The organism is Ekhidna sp. ABH4_415, from assembly GCF_056161305.1.
The window spans coordinates 225,424-239,105 of the sequence record NZ_JBSWYW010000007.1 but is presented as its reverse complement, the minus strand read 5'-3'; the positions used below and the strand labels follow the sequence as shown (position 1 = coordinate 239,105).

The following is a 13,682-nucleotide window of genomic DNA, read 5'->3' as shown; positions in this document are numbered from 1 at the left end:
ATTAAAATTAAGAAATGTGGTTTAGGTACCAAGCATATGCAATCTGATACAATCAAATTTTGTATCTTAAATGAATGCTAATCAAGCAAGCTGATCTTAAAAAAATCAAAAGCGGAGATACCACACTTCTCTTCAGGCAATGGCAGAAACCCAGAGTTAAAAATGGTAGTATCATCCATACGTCTATTGGGCAGGTTTTGATAGAAGAAATAAAAAAAGTCCCTATTAATTCTATAACTGAAACCGAAGCGGGTCTTGCTGGCTATCCAAAACTGGCCTCACTAATAAAGGCATTTTCAGATACTAAAGATCAAATTTTCAAAATCAGGGTTGTGTATCATGGTGCTGATCCAAGAATCAAGCTGAGAGAAGAAACAATAGATTCTGTCGAGGAGTTGAGAGCTTTAAAAAAGAAACTTTCCAAGATGGATAGGCAAGGTGCATGGACACTGCGAACCCTTCTGGCAATAAAGCAAAATCCTGAGCTTGAATCATCTGAGCTTGCGAAGCTTTTGGTAGTAGATCAGGTCTGGTTGAAACCAAATATCCGAAAACTAAAAAATCTAGGGCTCACTATTAGTCATAAAGTAGGCTATTCTATTTCTCCGAGAGGCCTTTCTTTGCTTAATCAAATCACGGAATTATAATTATCTGACCTAATAAGCAATTTTGACTTAAGGTTGATTTTTGATATTAAAAATTTTAAAAAATCAGACAGCCTATCATAGAGAATTGTGTGGATGATTTATCTTCATCGAAAATTCTGATATCATGCGAAAGTTAACTTCAATTTCAATAATCCTTGTTGCACTTTGCCTTGCTCAATGCTCCAGCGTACCCATGAGCGATAGATCACAATTGGCGCTCATCAGTAATGAGAAGATCTTTCCTATGAGCTATGAGCAATATGAGCAGGTTAAAAAGGAAAGCAAGATCATCACAGGAACTGATGATGCCCGAACAGTGAAGCGGGTAGGCACCCGTATTCAGCGTGCGGTTGAGCAATACTTCGCAGACCAGGGACAGTCAAGCTACCTCAACGACTACCAATGGGAGTTTAACCTAATAGATAATGACAGCACCGTCAATGCCTGGTGTATGCCTGGTGGCAAGGTAGCTTTCTACACCGGCATTATGCCTATTTGCCAGGACGAGCTTGGCGTAGCTGTGGTAATGGGACATGAGATTGCTCACGCCATTGCTAACCATGGTCGGGAAAGGATCAGCCAGCAGTATGCTGCTCAGTTCGGACTTTCGGCAGTAAGTATCATCCTTACCGGAGGCAGTGGCGGACCTTCCATACCAACAGAAATTATTATGCAGGGAGCAGGAGCAGCTACATCACTAGGTATCCTGGCATTTTCAAGAAAACATGAATCCGAAGCAGATAAATTAGGACTTTATTTTATGGCTATGGCCGGCTACAATCCAGAGGAAGCCCCAAAATTTTGGGAACGCATGGCTGCTAACAGTGGCGGTGAAGCTCCTCCGGAGTTTGTCTCCACTCACCCCTCGCATGACACGAGAATCGCTGACTTAAAAGCGAATATGCCAAAAGCCCTAGAATACTATAGAAAATCACAATAGTGAAGTCTACAGGAATTTATCGTTTCTTTAAATCCTTGCAATCGTTGATTGGAGGAAGGGCTAAGCGTATAAGCGACTATACAATTGCTCGATATTCCATAGCAGTAAAGGATAATGCAAGCAGGTGGTTCAAAGAACTCATTTTTCTGTCACTTGGCATCTTATCTGCTGGCTTTGGATTGCATGGCTTTCTCTTACCTAATGATTTTATCGATGGTGGAGTAACAGGAATCTCATTACTTACTCGCGTAATCACTGGTTATCCACTACCGATTCTGATAGTTATTATCAACATCCCTTTCATCGTGCTGGGATATTTTCAAATTGGGAGATCGTTCGTTTTCAAAAGTATCATTGCCATCATAGGACTGGCGTTAGCACTAAACTTCATCCACTATCCAATCATCACTACTGACAAACTGCTTGTTTCAGTATTTGGTGGATTCTTTCTTGGAGCTGGTATCGGACTTTCGGTAAGAGGTGGAGGAGTATTGGATGGGACAGAAGTTCTTGCTATTTACCTTAGCCGTAAGACTGGGCTTACTATTGGTGACCTTATCCTTATTTTCAATATTTTCATCTTTTCAACTGCAGCATATCTCCTCACAATTGAAATCGCTCTTTATTCCATTCTGACTTATTTATCAGCATCCAAAACAATCGACTTTGTGATTGAAGGTGTGGAAGAATACATCGGCGTAATCATTATTTCGAAGCGTAGTGAATCTTTAAGACTAATGATCACTGAAAAAATGGGGCGTGGAGTCACCATCTATCAAGGCAAAAGCGGATTTGGAAAAAGAGAGGATCTGGCTGAAACCGAGATCCTTTATTCGGTCATTACCCGATTAGAAATTGGTCGGATGCAAAATGAAATCAAATCCATTGACCCACAGGCTTTTATTGTAATGAATTCTGTAAAAGACCTCAAGGGAGGGATGATCAAGAAAAGGCAGTTTAAGGAGCATTAACCGGTTGCAGTCTTTTCACTTAAGATTAAATAGTTAAAATAAATTATTCATTACTTCAATGCTCATTTCTTAACCTAAAACACTCTTCCAGTTCCATATCATTGCTCTAAAAAAAGAGACATGATAAAACTAATGAGAACCTTTTCTTTCTTATCTATTCCATTACTTGTATTCGCATGTGAGAGCAATCAGGATGCCATCGAAGAACCTTGGCTAGAAGCAATTGAATTGGATCTAACTACTCTGACGCTGGAAGTATCTGACACTGATACACTAACCGTGATTACAGATATTGGTGACTCAACAGTCGTTTGGGAAAGTTCCAATCCTGATGTGGTCAAGATGGGAGAAGAAGGAGGTCTACTGGCATTAGAAAGTGGTACGGCTACAATTACTGCTTCTGTAGGTGGACTGACGGCTACCTGTGATGTAATCGTAGACTTAACCATTTTTGTTGGTGGTTCCGCAAGAGAGTTTGAGGCTGCCTATTGGAAAAATGGAAAAATCAATTACCTGACGATAACCGGAAATAATGAAGGTCTTTATTCATGGGTAAACGATATAAAAGTTCTTAATGGCCACATATATGCAGGTGGAATAAAACTTGAACAGCATTCAATTATTTGGAAAGATTTTGAAGAAATCATTTTGGGTGACGGCTATCAGGAAGTGAAGGAAATGGCCACCATGCAAAATGAAATATACGCGGTGATAAACAATGGCAACCTATTTAAACTAAGTGAGACTGATGGGTTATCGTTAATTAGGAATGAAGCATACAAAGCCAATTCAATTTATCTTGATAAAGACGATATCTATGTGGGGGGTATAACCCAGTATGGAAATGAGTCCAGACCTGCCATTTGGAAGAATGGGAATGAGCTTGTTCTTGACTATGATAAATACACATGGATTACAGATGTCTTTGTGAGTCAAGATATTTTTTATGCGTGTGGGTATGAAAACCTGGGGGCTGGAGTTGTGCAAGCACGTTATTGGGAAAATTCTGTAAAAACGAATGTAACAGATGGAAGCACTAGAGCTCTGGCAAAAAGTATAGTGGTTGAAAATGATGATATCTATATCGCAGGTAGCCTTAACCATAGACCAGTGGTGTGGAAAAATGGAGAAGTAATTTTTTATGCTGAATCAGGAATAGAGGGTTCCATTGAAGAAATAATCATGCATAATGGAAATATATATGCAGCTGGTGGGCTGGATCTGGAAACTAATTCCGTTGGAGTAGTTTGGAAAAACGGTGAGGAAATTTTCCGCACAGATGTCTTCGATCAAGGATATATTAATTGTATTGAAATCAAATAACATTTTTGGTGGTAGTAAATGCAGGACTCTGAATATTCAGGGTTCTTGGCATTCCATCTCAACTTTATAAACTAACAAACACACCTTTGAAAAACCTATTAAAACTCGCACTCTGCTTATCCTTCTTGTTCGGGTGTTCACCAAATAGCGAAGAGGTCAAATCATTTGAGAAAGAAGTGATGCTTCTGGGAGTATATCATTTTGACAACCCTGGTTTAGACACGCATAACATGAACATAGACGATTATTATTCAGAAAAACGTCAGAAAGAAATTGAGGAAGTTGTGTCCAAGCTAAAAGCATTCAGCCCAACCAAGATCCTTGTCGAATTTCGGCCGAATACGCAACCAAAACTAGACAGTCTATATGGTCTGTATACCAATGACGATATTGCTCTTAATGAAATTTCAGGAGGTAGAAATGAAGTGTACCAATTGGGCTTTCGACTGGCTAAACAATTGAATTTAAAAACTCCTATTGCCATTGATCATGACGGGTTCTGGCTTGGTGACTATGTGGACTTTATTGCTGACACACTCGGGTTTGATTCTTATACTTCCAGTCAGGAGAAGCGAGCTGATTTTATAGCTGAGCGTTCTGACCGCTTTCAGGATAATACTGTTTTGGAAAATCTTTCAAATGTGAACGAGTGGGGAGAAATCATGGGGAATCATGATTACTACAACAATGTAGCCATTCAGGTGAAAGATGGAGAAGGAATCATGTTTAAATATCAGGAGCAACCCACTGAAATAGATGGTCTCCCCTATTTTATGAGGTCGTTTGATTTCAACAACATTGGTGTTGAAATGGTTGCTGAGTGGTATAAACGTAATTTATTTATCTATCGAAATATTCTGGATCAGACGGAAAAAGAGGATCGAGTGATTGTCATTTTTGGATCAGGTCATGTTAGGTATTTGCATCAAATGCTAAGTGACAATCCAAATATCCATGTCACAAATCCAACTGATTATCTCAAAAACTGATTATACGATCAGACCGAAATCTAAGTCAACCCGAATCATTTCTTGCAATGAAGTACCTGATTCCCATTTTGATGATTATTGTTATTCAACAAGATAAAATCACTGACTACCGGGATCAGCAGGAATACTCGCTAAAAACTATTGGTGACAAAACCTGGATCAAAGAAAACTTAAGATTTCTAGAGGTAAACCCTGAAAAGTTCATTCTGAGTCACGAAAAGTATGGAGTGTATTATAAAAATGGTGAGCTTGACAATGTTTGCCCAGATGGCTATCATATTCCATCTCTTTCAGAGTGGAAATCACTTATCGAGCAACTACCTGGTAAAAGGAATAGTCGACAAGGTAAGCTTATTCCTATGACCTCTTTAAACGATAATAAACTTCTACTAGGAGGAATGGGGAGACAGGATACCGTCTTGCACAGCCAGGTAATGGGCTACTACTGGACCAGTACTGATACCCTCAAACCGTTTTATAAGGAACCAGATAATGGGTTGCAAAAACATTTAATAGGCATTCATATATGGAGTAGTGGCGAGCAAGACTCAATCAATGTGGAGCCTACCTACATGTTGGCAGAAACGTATGCACCAATGATAAAAATGAATTGCAAATGCATTAAAGATTAACGCAAGTTCACGATATGAAAAAAAGTAGTCTCATTTTACTCACCCTATTAATTACCTCAAAGGTTTTTTCTCAACCTAATGAATGGAAAAGTCTTGAAACAATATCTGATAAGTACAAAATAGATGGAAGTATCGCTGTTCGCGAAATTGTAGATACAACCCTTATGAAAAATGTGGTAAAAGACCGTCGGTTCATTATTAAAAAATCTGAAGGCTTTACATATATCGGTATCAAATCAAATACTAGCTCTATCCTCAATGCATACCTAATAGATGCCAACAAGATTTCGGTTTTTCATTCCTCTGCTGCATTAGGCCAAATAGACTTTATTAGTGAGCATACTGCTTATAGAGCAACAAAAACTGAATTTGACTGGATCTTTCGTGACCCTGAGTCCTGGGATGAAATGCATCCGGATGGAGTGGATACCATTGAAAAGTTTTACAATAGGTATGGCTGGATGGCCAACACCTGGAACTCAGGGTCCTATCGGGAGGTAGAAATGATCATTGACAATGCCCATTTCACAAACAATACGCGTCTCATCATTAGCTACACTTCCAGGGAGGATGGAGAATATGGAATAAGATTTATGGAAGGGAAAAATGATGTAAGCATAAGTGGCGACCCGGAGGTAGATAAGCAATTACACAACGGATACATTCCTGAAATGCTCGAGCTTGCAGAAAGTATGAAGTGATGATAATGCACAAGAACTTATTCAGTTTGCAAGTACATCAAAAACCATAACCACTGAGAATACTGAGACACTTTCTCTGCGAACTCTGTGCCTACTTTGATTCCTCCGTGGTTAATCACTAATTTTCAAACTGACTCACTTCCAACCCCGGAATAATCTTACACGCATTTTTATAGTAGACCTTTTTCAACACTTCATCCGAAAGACCCAACCCGTACATGCGCCAGAAAGCGTGATACTTTTTGTAGTAGGGAAAGTACTCGTCTTCGGTTTCAAGCACCCTGAAATAGGTCCAGAACTCTTCCGGATTATAGGCATCCTTCCCAAATAGCAACCTATCCTGGTATTTCTCAAAAAACTCCTTTGCTCTTCGTGGCTGACGACCAAACTCAGCGATAACAGCTCCTATTCCAAAGTAAACGTTAGGGTACATTTCCAAGTGTTCCCCAGCTTTATCCAGGTTATTCGCCATCCAGCCCATGTGTGCATTAACAAAAGTGGTATTCGGGTGCTTTTTAAACACATTGTGCTGCTCAGCAATGATCTGCTCAAACGGTGCGGGATCATCATCACCTCTTTTTCTTCCTGGTCTTAATTTCAACTCCAACCATCGCTCATTATCTGCATCCATAGGATCCCAAAAAGGAGCAGGGTCAGCAGCATGAATCAATACTGGGATTCCCAATTCTCCACATTTAGCCCATATGGGGTCAATTCGAGGATCGTCAATGGCTATCCGGTTTCCATTCGTATCAGTATATCTCAAGCCTAAACTTTTGTAAATTTTCAAGCCTCTTGCCCCTGCTTGCACATCTTCTTCAAGTTCTTTTACTGCATTTTCTGTCCATCCCTCCTCATCAATATCATTAAATGAAACATTGGTAAAAACAATAATCCGATTGGGGGCCTCTCCTTCCACTCTTCTCACCATACCAGCCAGGTATTCCTGCGAACCAATATCTCCGGCCTCTCTGTTAAACCCTCTTCCACTCAAATTAACCATCGCTCCCATATTCAATTCTTCCATCTCCGCCGCAAGAGAAGCGATGCGCTCTTTCGTCAGATTCCATTGGTGACTATGAATATCAACAAATGGGAATTTTGCACGCTTTACAGGATTTTCAGGCACCACCAACGTAGACGTTGGGTTATACTCTTCAAAGCTCATCGTTTGTTGACCATCCTGAGCAATAGTGATAGAAGAAACAAATAAAAGTACTGCTGCGATTTTTCTCATGCGTTTTGGTTTCAATGGCAATAATACAAAATGTCCACCCGCATCGAAACGAGTGATCCAACCAATTGGTTTTATTACGTGCATGAAGGTTAACTTAGCGTCATGGAGCGACCGGAATTTGACGATATTTTCATGGAGCTGGCAGTGAACCTGGCCAAGCGATCTCATTGCATCAAAAGACATGTTGGTGCAGTACTTACCAAAGACACCCGAATCATTTCTATCGGATATAATGGACCGCCATCCGGTACGCACAACTGTGATGAAGAGTGGCCTGAGAAAGGATGTGATCGAGACTCAAAAGGTGGTTGCTCACTAGCCATTCATGCTGAGCAAAATGCACTGCTCTATGCAGTAAAAAATAAAACCGAAGTGAAAGGAGCTACTCTCTATGTGACACTCTCTCCTTGCCTGGCTTGCGCCCGAATCATTTTCACTATGGGGGTAGAGAAAGTGATCTATCTAAAATCTTATGCTGAACATAAAGGAATACCCAATGATGAAGGGGTGGATTTCCTTAAGAAATTTGGAGTAGCAGTTGAGAAATATGAGGGCCATCTGGATAATGTGAGTGAGCTGGTGTAACATAGGTTTCACTAATTCTTAAAGTGTATTTCGTTTTGGTTTCGTAGCTTTCTCTTATGAAAAGTCTTCTTATCCTTTGCTTATTACCCATCAATCTGTGGGCTCAGCAAGCAGACATCACTTTTGATAAAAAACTAAACCGAATTGCATTTGGATCCTGCAGTAAACAAGACCAACCAGATAAACAATTGTGGCATGAGATAAACCAAGTAAATCCTGATCTGTGGATTTGGTTGGGGGACAATATCTATGCGGATACCGAAGACATGACTCTCATGAGACAAATGTATGATCAGCAAAAGACACACCCGGGTTATCAGGAATTACTAAAAAACACTGACGTGATTGGTATATGGGATGATCACGACTATGGAGTAAATGACGGGGGTAGTGAGTACCTGATGAAAGATCAAAGCAAAGCAGAGCTGTTTCGATTTTTGGATGTGAACGAAGACCACCCGGCATGGAAAAGAAAAGGTGCCCACCAATCGTATAGCTACAAAAGCGCTGATAAGATCATTAAAATCATTCTGCTTGATGCTCGTTACTTCAGAGATACATTGAAATGGAATAATCCAGGCACTCCGGAAAAAGAAGCACTGATCAACAAAGAAGGAAATGTTTTAGGCGAAGTACAATGGAACTGGCTGGCTGGTCAGCTATCAGAAGAAGGTGTCGACTTATTTATAGTGTGCTCCGGCATTCAGGTCATCGCTGAGCAGCATCGATGGGAAAAATGGAGCAACTTTCCAAAAGCAAGAAAACGATTACTTGACGTAGTAAAGCAGAATACAAAGGCGCCACTTGTATTTCTTACAGGAGACCGCCACCTGTCAGAAGTTTCTAGAACAGAGATCGATGGTTATCCCTATCCTATTTGGGATTTGACTTCTAGCAGTCTGACGAGTCCTTCAGGCATTGGTGAGGAGCTAAACAAGTATAGGATAGGCAAGAAAATTCATGATCCGAATTTTGCTTTTATGGATATCGCTTGGAGCGATGGACTACCGCAACTGAACCTCGTATTCCAAGGGAAAGACAATAAGGAATTCCAACGGCAGCAGATAAAATTCAAATAAAAAACCCTCCCAGCTTCTCAGCTTAGGAGGGCAACCAACTTACTCAAAGTAAAGCATCCTTAAAATTCACCACCATCTCCATCGTAATCACGGCCTCCGCCTCTTTCTCTTTGTTTTTTCTGATTCAGACGATAGGTGAATGAAAGCGTTGTAGTGGTTGACCTCCACTGAAACTCGCTGTATTGCTCTGAAAACTCATTTGAAATTTCACTTCGATACCTTCGCGAATTGAAAAGGTCATTTATATTAAAAGCCAATGTGCCATTTCCTTTCAAAATATCTCTGGAAGCTCCAATATCAACAGAGGTGATTGAAAGCGTACGTCCCTGTACCGTGTTTCGTGGAGCACGATAGTTTACATTTAGCTGCGCATCAAAAAGTTTGGTAAACTTGAAATTGTTACTAAGTCGGGTGGTTAGCGTGGTGGCCTCTGCTCCATTAAAGGAAAGGACTTCTTCGCCGAAGTTCACACTCCCACTTGGCACGATACTTCTGTAAAAGTTTACATTCCCACTTACTCGATACCACTCAGTAAAATCACGTGAAATATTAACCTCCACACCAAAAGCCTCCTCAGTTGATACGTTATACGGTCTCGTGAAAGTGATTCCATCTTCTGTTGTATTCCTAAGTCGCTGCACACCACCCTCTGTATGGCGATAATAAACCCCCGAATACAGTGAACCTTTTTCTGTATTCAATAAATATCCCAGCTCATACGAGTCGGTAAATTCCGGCTGTAGATTTGGGTTCCCCAACCAAAAATTTCGACTATCGGAAATAGAAGTAAAAGGATTCAAACTTCGTCCTCTGGGTCTGCTTATCCTTCGACTATAACTAGCCTGCAGCGCCTGCGATTTTGTCATTTGATAGGTTACAAAAGCGCTTGGAAAGAAGTTGCCGTAATTCTGTTCATTCAGATTATTATCTGTTTTCTGGAAAGTCACTAACCTTGTCTGCTCAAACCTTACACCTAGCTGCCATGAGATTTTATTGATCTTATTACTCACAATTCCGTAGACAGCTAAAACGTCTTCCTCATATTCAAATTCATTCGAGAATGCTGAATCCACTTCGTAAACACCCGATTCGTTTTGTTCCGTAACCACATAATCATTCCCAACCAATCGATCCGTATATCTGGTACCTAGTTCTAACCTTCCATCCTTTCCAAATGGATGCACGTAATCTGATTGAATCATAAATCGCTCTTCTATCTCATCGTTATTCGCACGCTGTATCAGCCTTGGCGTTTGATTGGTTGGATTCGGTCCAATGGTTTCAATCAGATCACTACTCTCCTGCTCATTGTTGTTTTGGTATTGAAAATCAAATGTCAGTTTTTGATCTTTTCGATTGAAGTTTTTTGTATAATTCACTGAATATTCGATGTTTTCATCTCCTTCACCCTCATCATCATTTCTGAAGGAAATGGAATCAGCTCCGGATTGAGGATAAAAATCATCGTAGATCAATCGTGTCCTATTGTTTTCATCCGAATACCTGTACAAAAATGCCAGCGTTAGCGTGTTGGTCTCATTGAGGTATATATCTGATCCAAAGCGAGTCGAATAACTAATCCCACCTCTATCATGAGAGCGGTCTCTATCGGTAATTAAGACAGGTGTCGTTTTAGCTTGCGAATCATAAAAGGTTTGTTCAGACAATCCACTTCCATTGTAACGTCTGTAATTCACCCCAACATTGGTGAAAAAATTGATCCAGTCTTTACGGAAGTTTAGATTAACGGAACCTCCATGATTAGCAGGTGTCCCCACATTAGCCTGGAAACTTCCATTTACTCCTTTTTTCTTGTCTTTCTTCAGAACAATATTGATGATACCGGCCAAACCTTCTGCATCATATCTTGCAGATGGGTTTGTGATCACCTCTACACTTTCTACCAGGTTGCCATTTAACTGACGTAAAGCATCGTTACTACTCAAACCCACCAGCCCGGAAGGTTTTCCATCGATCAAGATCCGAACATTCTCACTTCCTCGAAGACTCACATTTCCTTCCACGTCTACCTGTACAGAAGGTAGATTATCTAAAATATCAGTGGCACTACCTCCCAGGTTACTCAGGTCCTTTCCAATGTTGAAAACCTTTTTGTCCAAAGTCATTTCCATCTGCGTTCGTTCAGCTTGCACCACCACTTCTTCGAGCAGTGTCTCATTCTCTTTGAATCGCAGGTCTCCAGTATTGTACACTGGATCTTGTTTGTTAATGACAACCGCTGAAACGTTCAAATCTCGGAAGCCCATAAACTGAATTCTTAGGTAGTATGCTCCCGGTTTGATTGGAATATTAAAAATTCCTTCAACATCTGTCAGTCCGCCGGTAACCAAAGATGAGTCTGCCTCATTGAATACACTTACAGTGGCAAACTCTACTGGTTCATTTGTACTGGCATTTACCAGTTTACCCTTGATGGCAAATTTGGGAGCTGCAGACTCCTTAGTAGCCTGGCTATATGCACCAATCAACAGTGCTAATAAGTAAATAATAAAAAGCAGTCCTTTTCTTTTCATAATACAAATCAAACAAGACTCTTTGAAGCATGTTTGAGTGAAATTTGAAGCAATTCTGAAGTTTTAAAATTCTTTCTACGTACGGTCAAAACCGAATATGAATGGTATGCAGATCCCCTTCATTTTTGTAACTGATTGAGTAGCCGTAGAAATCACAGATCTTTTTGACGATCGCAAGACCCAATCCCATAGACTTTGCACTTTGATTCGATTTTTTAAATCTCTCGAAAAGCTGATCCCCTGGAATATCAAGTTTAGGACCTGTATTGGAAATCTTCAAAGTATCTTCATTCAAGATGACTTCTATATATCCTCCCTCCCAATTGTGCCTGATCGCATTGTTTATCAAATTGGTCAAAAGAAGTTCTATTAAGACTAAATCTGCCTTTACAATTCGCCCTTCTTCTATGTGAGATTTAAGATCAATGGATTTTAGCTCAACAAGCTCCTTAAACTCCTCTAGGATGTTCCTCAGCGTTTCAGAAAGTTTGATTTCCGAAACATTGGCAAATTCCTGATTCTCGATCTTGGTCAAAAGTGCCAATGCATTACTAAGGTTGCTCAATCTTTTGATTGTGTGCTGAGCATAGGTGATTTGTTCTATTTGTTCTTCTGTTAAATTAGCTCCATCCATTAGCACCTCCAGTTTACTCTGAACAATGGCAATGGGTGTCTGAAACTCATGAGAGGCATTTTCTGAGAACTCTTTTAGTGACTGGTAGTCGGATTTAACCTTACTTGTCATTTCAGCTAAAAATCTATTGAGACGCTTGAATTCACTGACATTGGATTTGGGAAAATTCAGTTTTTGATCAGGTTGTGTGAGTGAAAAACTCTTGATCACGTCCAGGGTGAGATTGAAGGGACGAAGGATGAAATATGAAGCCAGAAAGCCGATAACTATCACTGCTCCAAGTAGGATCAGATACATGGTCACCAGAGACTCTACCAGCCCGTCACGGATGTCATCCGCTTCAATGATAATATCATACAAACTGATGTGATAGCTAACATCATTTATGTTTCGCACAGCATCTAATCTTAAGTGTGGCTCTATTCGCTCCAGCTGGCTGTGCATCACCAATGTGTCTGAAAACATCGTGGACTCCTCTTTAAGGTCATTTAGTCTTACAACTGTGAGTTTAGTCCAGCTCAGGGTATCTTCAACTGGTCTGATTTCCAACCTGTTCTCCATGCGCTCTAGTCGTTCAGTTAGAAATCTGCGTTGCTCATAATTGACCTCCCGCATCATCACATTGAAGCTGATCACCCCTCCTACCAGGAATACGATGAGTGATACGAATACGAATAATATGGTAATTCTTACAATCAGATTCATTCCTCATCCTTCATTTTATAGCCTGCACCATAGACGGTCTTCAGGTAGTCCTTTCCTTCGGCATTCATGATTTTCTTCCGAAGGTTTTTGATATGCTGATACACAAAATCGAATGAATCCATCGTGTCCATATAGTCACCCCAAAGATGCTCAGCAATGGCTTGTTTGGTAAGCAGCCGGTTTTGATTCACAACAAAGTAATGCAGTAACTCATATTCTTTTCTGGTGAGATCCAATGTGGTGCCGTTCACGGTTACTTCGTGATTATCCAGGTTCAGTACAATCTCATTGAAACTCAGGGATCGCTTACCTTCCTGCTTTCTTCTTCTGAAAATTGCATTTGCCCTTGCATTCAGCTCTGCCAGGTGAAAGGGCTTGGGTAGGTAGTCATCTGCACCTAGCTCTAGCCCATGTAATTTATCATTGAGAGCGTTCTTTGCAGAAATGATTAATACGCCCATGTCCGGCCAATTTTCTTTTACAACCTTCAATAGAGATAGGCCGTCCCCATCGGGTAGCATTAAATCCAGAAGCAATACATCATAAGAAAAGGCATAGAGTTTTTCTGTAGCTTTTGAAAAATTAGGAGCGACCTCACATACGTCACCCTCCTTCGAAAAATAATTTCGAACACTGGAGGCTAGCTCTTCCTGATCTTCAACAAGCAACAATTTCATCTTACAAACATAACGGGGCTTTTTGAAG

The 13,682-nt window shown here is 40.4% G+C and carries 13 protein-coding genes; 9 read left to right on the top strand and 4 right to left on the bottom strand.

The features are described 5' to 3' along the window. Positions 1-74 precede the first annotated feature (74 nt). From ACXAH9_RS13985 to ACXAH9_RS13955, 7 genes are all read left to right on the top strand, one after another. Positions 75-647 carry a hypothetical protein gene (locus ACXAH9_RS13985; RefSeq protein ID WP_474895473.1) on the top strand — a complete coding sequence of 191 codons (573 nt, stop codon included), beginning with the start codon at positions 75-77 and terminating at the stop codon, positions 645-647. Positions 648-840: 193 nt separating this feature from the next. Continuing rightward, entirely contained in the window at positions 841-1,587 is a 747-nt protein-coding gene (locus ACXAH9_RS13980; RefSeq protein WP_474895472.1) for a M48 family metallopeptidase, read from the top strand. Next, complete coding sequence (locus tag ACXAH9_RS13975) at positions 1,587-2,558, top strand: YitT family protein (RefSeq protein ID WP_474895471.1); 972 nt, start codon at positions 1,587-1,589, stop codon at positions 2,556-2,558. The genes ACXAH9_RS13980 and ACXAH9_RS13975 overlap by 1 nt, the downstream gene beginning before the upstream one ends. 120 nt (positions 2,559-2,678) lie before the next feature. Next, complete coding sequence (locus tag ACXAH9_RS13970; protein WP_474895470.1) at positions 2,679-3,881, top strand: Ig-like domain-containing protein; 1,203 nt, start codon at positions 2,679-2,681, stop codon at positions 3,879-3,881. A gap of 86 nt (positions 3,882-3,967) precedes the next feature. Further along, on the top strand, positions 3,968-4,870 hold the full coding sequence (locus ACXAH9_RS13965) for a DUF5694 domain-containing protein (protein ID WP_474895469.1): 903 nt from the start codon (positions 3,968-3,970) through the stop codon (positions 4,868-4,870). Positions 4,871-4,917: 47 nt separating this feature from the next. Continuing rightward, the gene (locus ACXAH9_RS13960) at positions 4,918-5,502 is read left to right on the top strand and encodes an FISUMP domain-containing protein (protein ID WP_474895468.1); all 585 of its coding nucleotides are present in this window, start codon (positions 4,918-4,920) and stop codon (positions 5,500-5,502) included. Positions 5,503-5,516: 14 nt separating this feature from the next. Continuing rightward, positions 5,517-6,203, top strand: coding sequence for a hypothetical protein (locus tag ACXAH9_RS13955; protein ID WP_474895467.1), 687 nt, complete (start codon positions 5,517-5,519; stop codon positions 6,201-6,203). 118 nt (positions 6,204-6,321) lie between these two features. Here the strand turns inward: ACXAH9_RS13955 and ACXAH9_RS13950 are convergent, their stop codons facing one another. Next, positions 6,322-7,440 carry an amidohydrolase family protein gene (locus tag ACXAH9_RS13950; protein WP_474895585.1) on the bottom strand — a complete coding sequence of 373 codons (1,119 nt, stop codon included), beginning with the start codon at positions 7,438-7,440 and terminating at the stop codon, positions 6,322-6,324. A 102-nt stretch (positions 7,441-7,542) separates the two neighbouring features. Here ACXAH9_RS13950 and ACXAH9_RS13945 point away from each other — a divergent pair, with 102 nt between their 5' ends. Further along, positions 7,543-8,025, top strand: coding sequence for a deoxycytidylate deaminase (locus tag ACXAH9_RS13945; protein WP_424961482.1), 483 nt, complete (start codon positions 7,543-7,545; stop codon positions 8,023-8,025). Between the two features lie 56 nt (positions 8,026-8,081). Then, on the top strand, positions 8,082-9,104 hold the full coding sequence (locus ACXAH9_RS13940) for an alkaline phosphatase D family protein (protein ID WP_474895466.1): 1,023 nt from the start codon (positions 8,082-8,084) through the stop codon (positions 9,102-9,104). Positions 9,105-9,163: 59 nt separating this feature from the next. Here ACXAH9_RS13940 and ACXAH9_RS13935 read toward each other — a convergent pair whose 3' ends face one another. From ACXAH9_RS13935 to ACXAH9_RS13925, 3 genes are all read right to left on the bottom strand, one after another. Further along, positions 9,164-11,638: a TonB-dependent receptor gene (locus tag ACXAH9_RS13935; RefSeq protein WP_474895465.1), complete on the bottom strand. Its 2,475-nt coding sequence runs from the start codon at positions 11,636-11,638 to the stop codon at positions 9,164-9,166. Positions 11,639-11,723: 85 nt separating this feature from the next. After that, positions 11,724-12,977 (bottom strand): sensor histidine kinase, encoded by a 1,254-nt coding sequence (locus tag ACXAH9_RS13930; protein ID WP_474895464.1) that lies wholly within the window; start codon positions 12,975-12,977, stop codon positions 11,724-11,726. Further along, entirely contained in the window at positions 12,974-13,654 is a 681-nt protein-coding gene (locus tag ACXAH9_RS13925; protein ID WP_474895463.1) for a response regulator transcription factor, read from the bottom strand. The genes ACXAH9_RS13930 and ACXAH9_RS13925 overlap by 4 nt, the downstream gene beginning before the upstream one ends. Between the last annotated feature and the right edge of the window lie 28 nt (positions 13,655-13,682).

Excerpts from the sequence above, each read along its gene's own strand:
- ACXAH9_RS13985 (WP_474895473.1), top strand. The coding sequence starts at position 75 with ATGCTAATCAAGCAAGCTGATCTTAAAAAAATCAAAAGCGGAGATACC.
- ACXAH9_RS13980 (WP_474895472.1), top strand. The coding sequence starts at position 841 with ATGAGCGATAGATCACAATTGGCGCTCATCAGTAATGAGAAGATCTTT.
- ACXAH9_RS13970 (WP_474895470.1), top strand. The coding sequence starts at position 2,679 with ATGATAAAACTAATGAGAACCTTTTCTTTCTTATCTATTCCATTACTT.
- ACXAH9_RS13960 (WP_474895468.1), top strand. The coding sequence starts at position 4,918 with ATGAAGTACCTGATTCCCATTTTGATGATTATTGTTATTCAACAAGAT.
- ACXAH9_RS13955 (WP_474895467.1), top strand. The coding sequence starts at position 5,517 with ATGAAAAAAAGTAGTCTCATTTTACTCACCCTATTAATTACCTCAAAG.
- ACXAH9_RS13950 (WP_474895585.1), bottom strand. The coding sequence starts at position 7,440 with ATGAGAAAAATCGCAGCAGTACTTTTATTTGTTTCTTCTATCACTATT.
- ACXAH9_RS13945 (WP_424961482.1), top strand. The coding sequence starts at position 7,543 with ATGGAGCGACCGGAATTTGACGATATTTTCATGGAGCTGGCAGTGAAC.
- ACXAH9_RS13940 (WP_474895466.1), top strand. The coding sequence starts at position 8,082 with ATGAAAAGTCTTCTTATCCTTTGCTTATTACCCATCAATCTGTGGGCT.
- ACXAH9_RS13935 (WP_474895465.1), bottom strand. The coding sequence starts at position 11,638 with ATGAAAAGAAAAGGACTGCTTTTTATTATTTACTTATTAGCACTGTTG.
- ACXAH9_RS13930 (WP_474895464.1), bottom strand. The coding sequence starts at position 12,977 with ATGAATCTGATTGTAAGAATTACCATATTATTCGTATTCGTATCACTC.
- ACXAH9_RS13925 (WP_474895463.1), bottom strand. The coding sequence starts at position 13,654 with ATGAAATTGTTGCTTGTTGAAGATCAGGAAGAGCTAGCCTCCAGTGTT.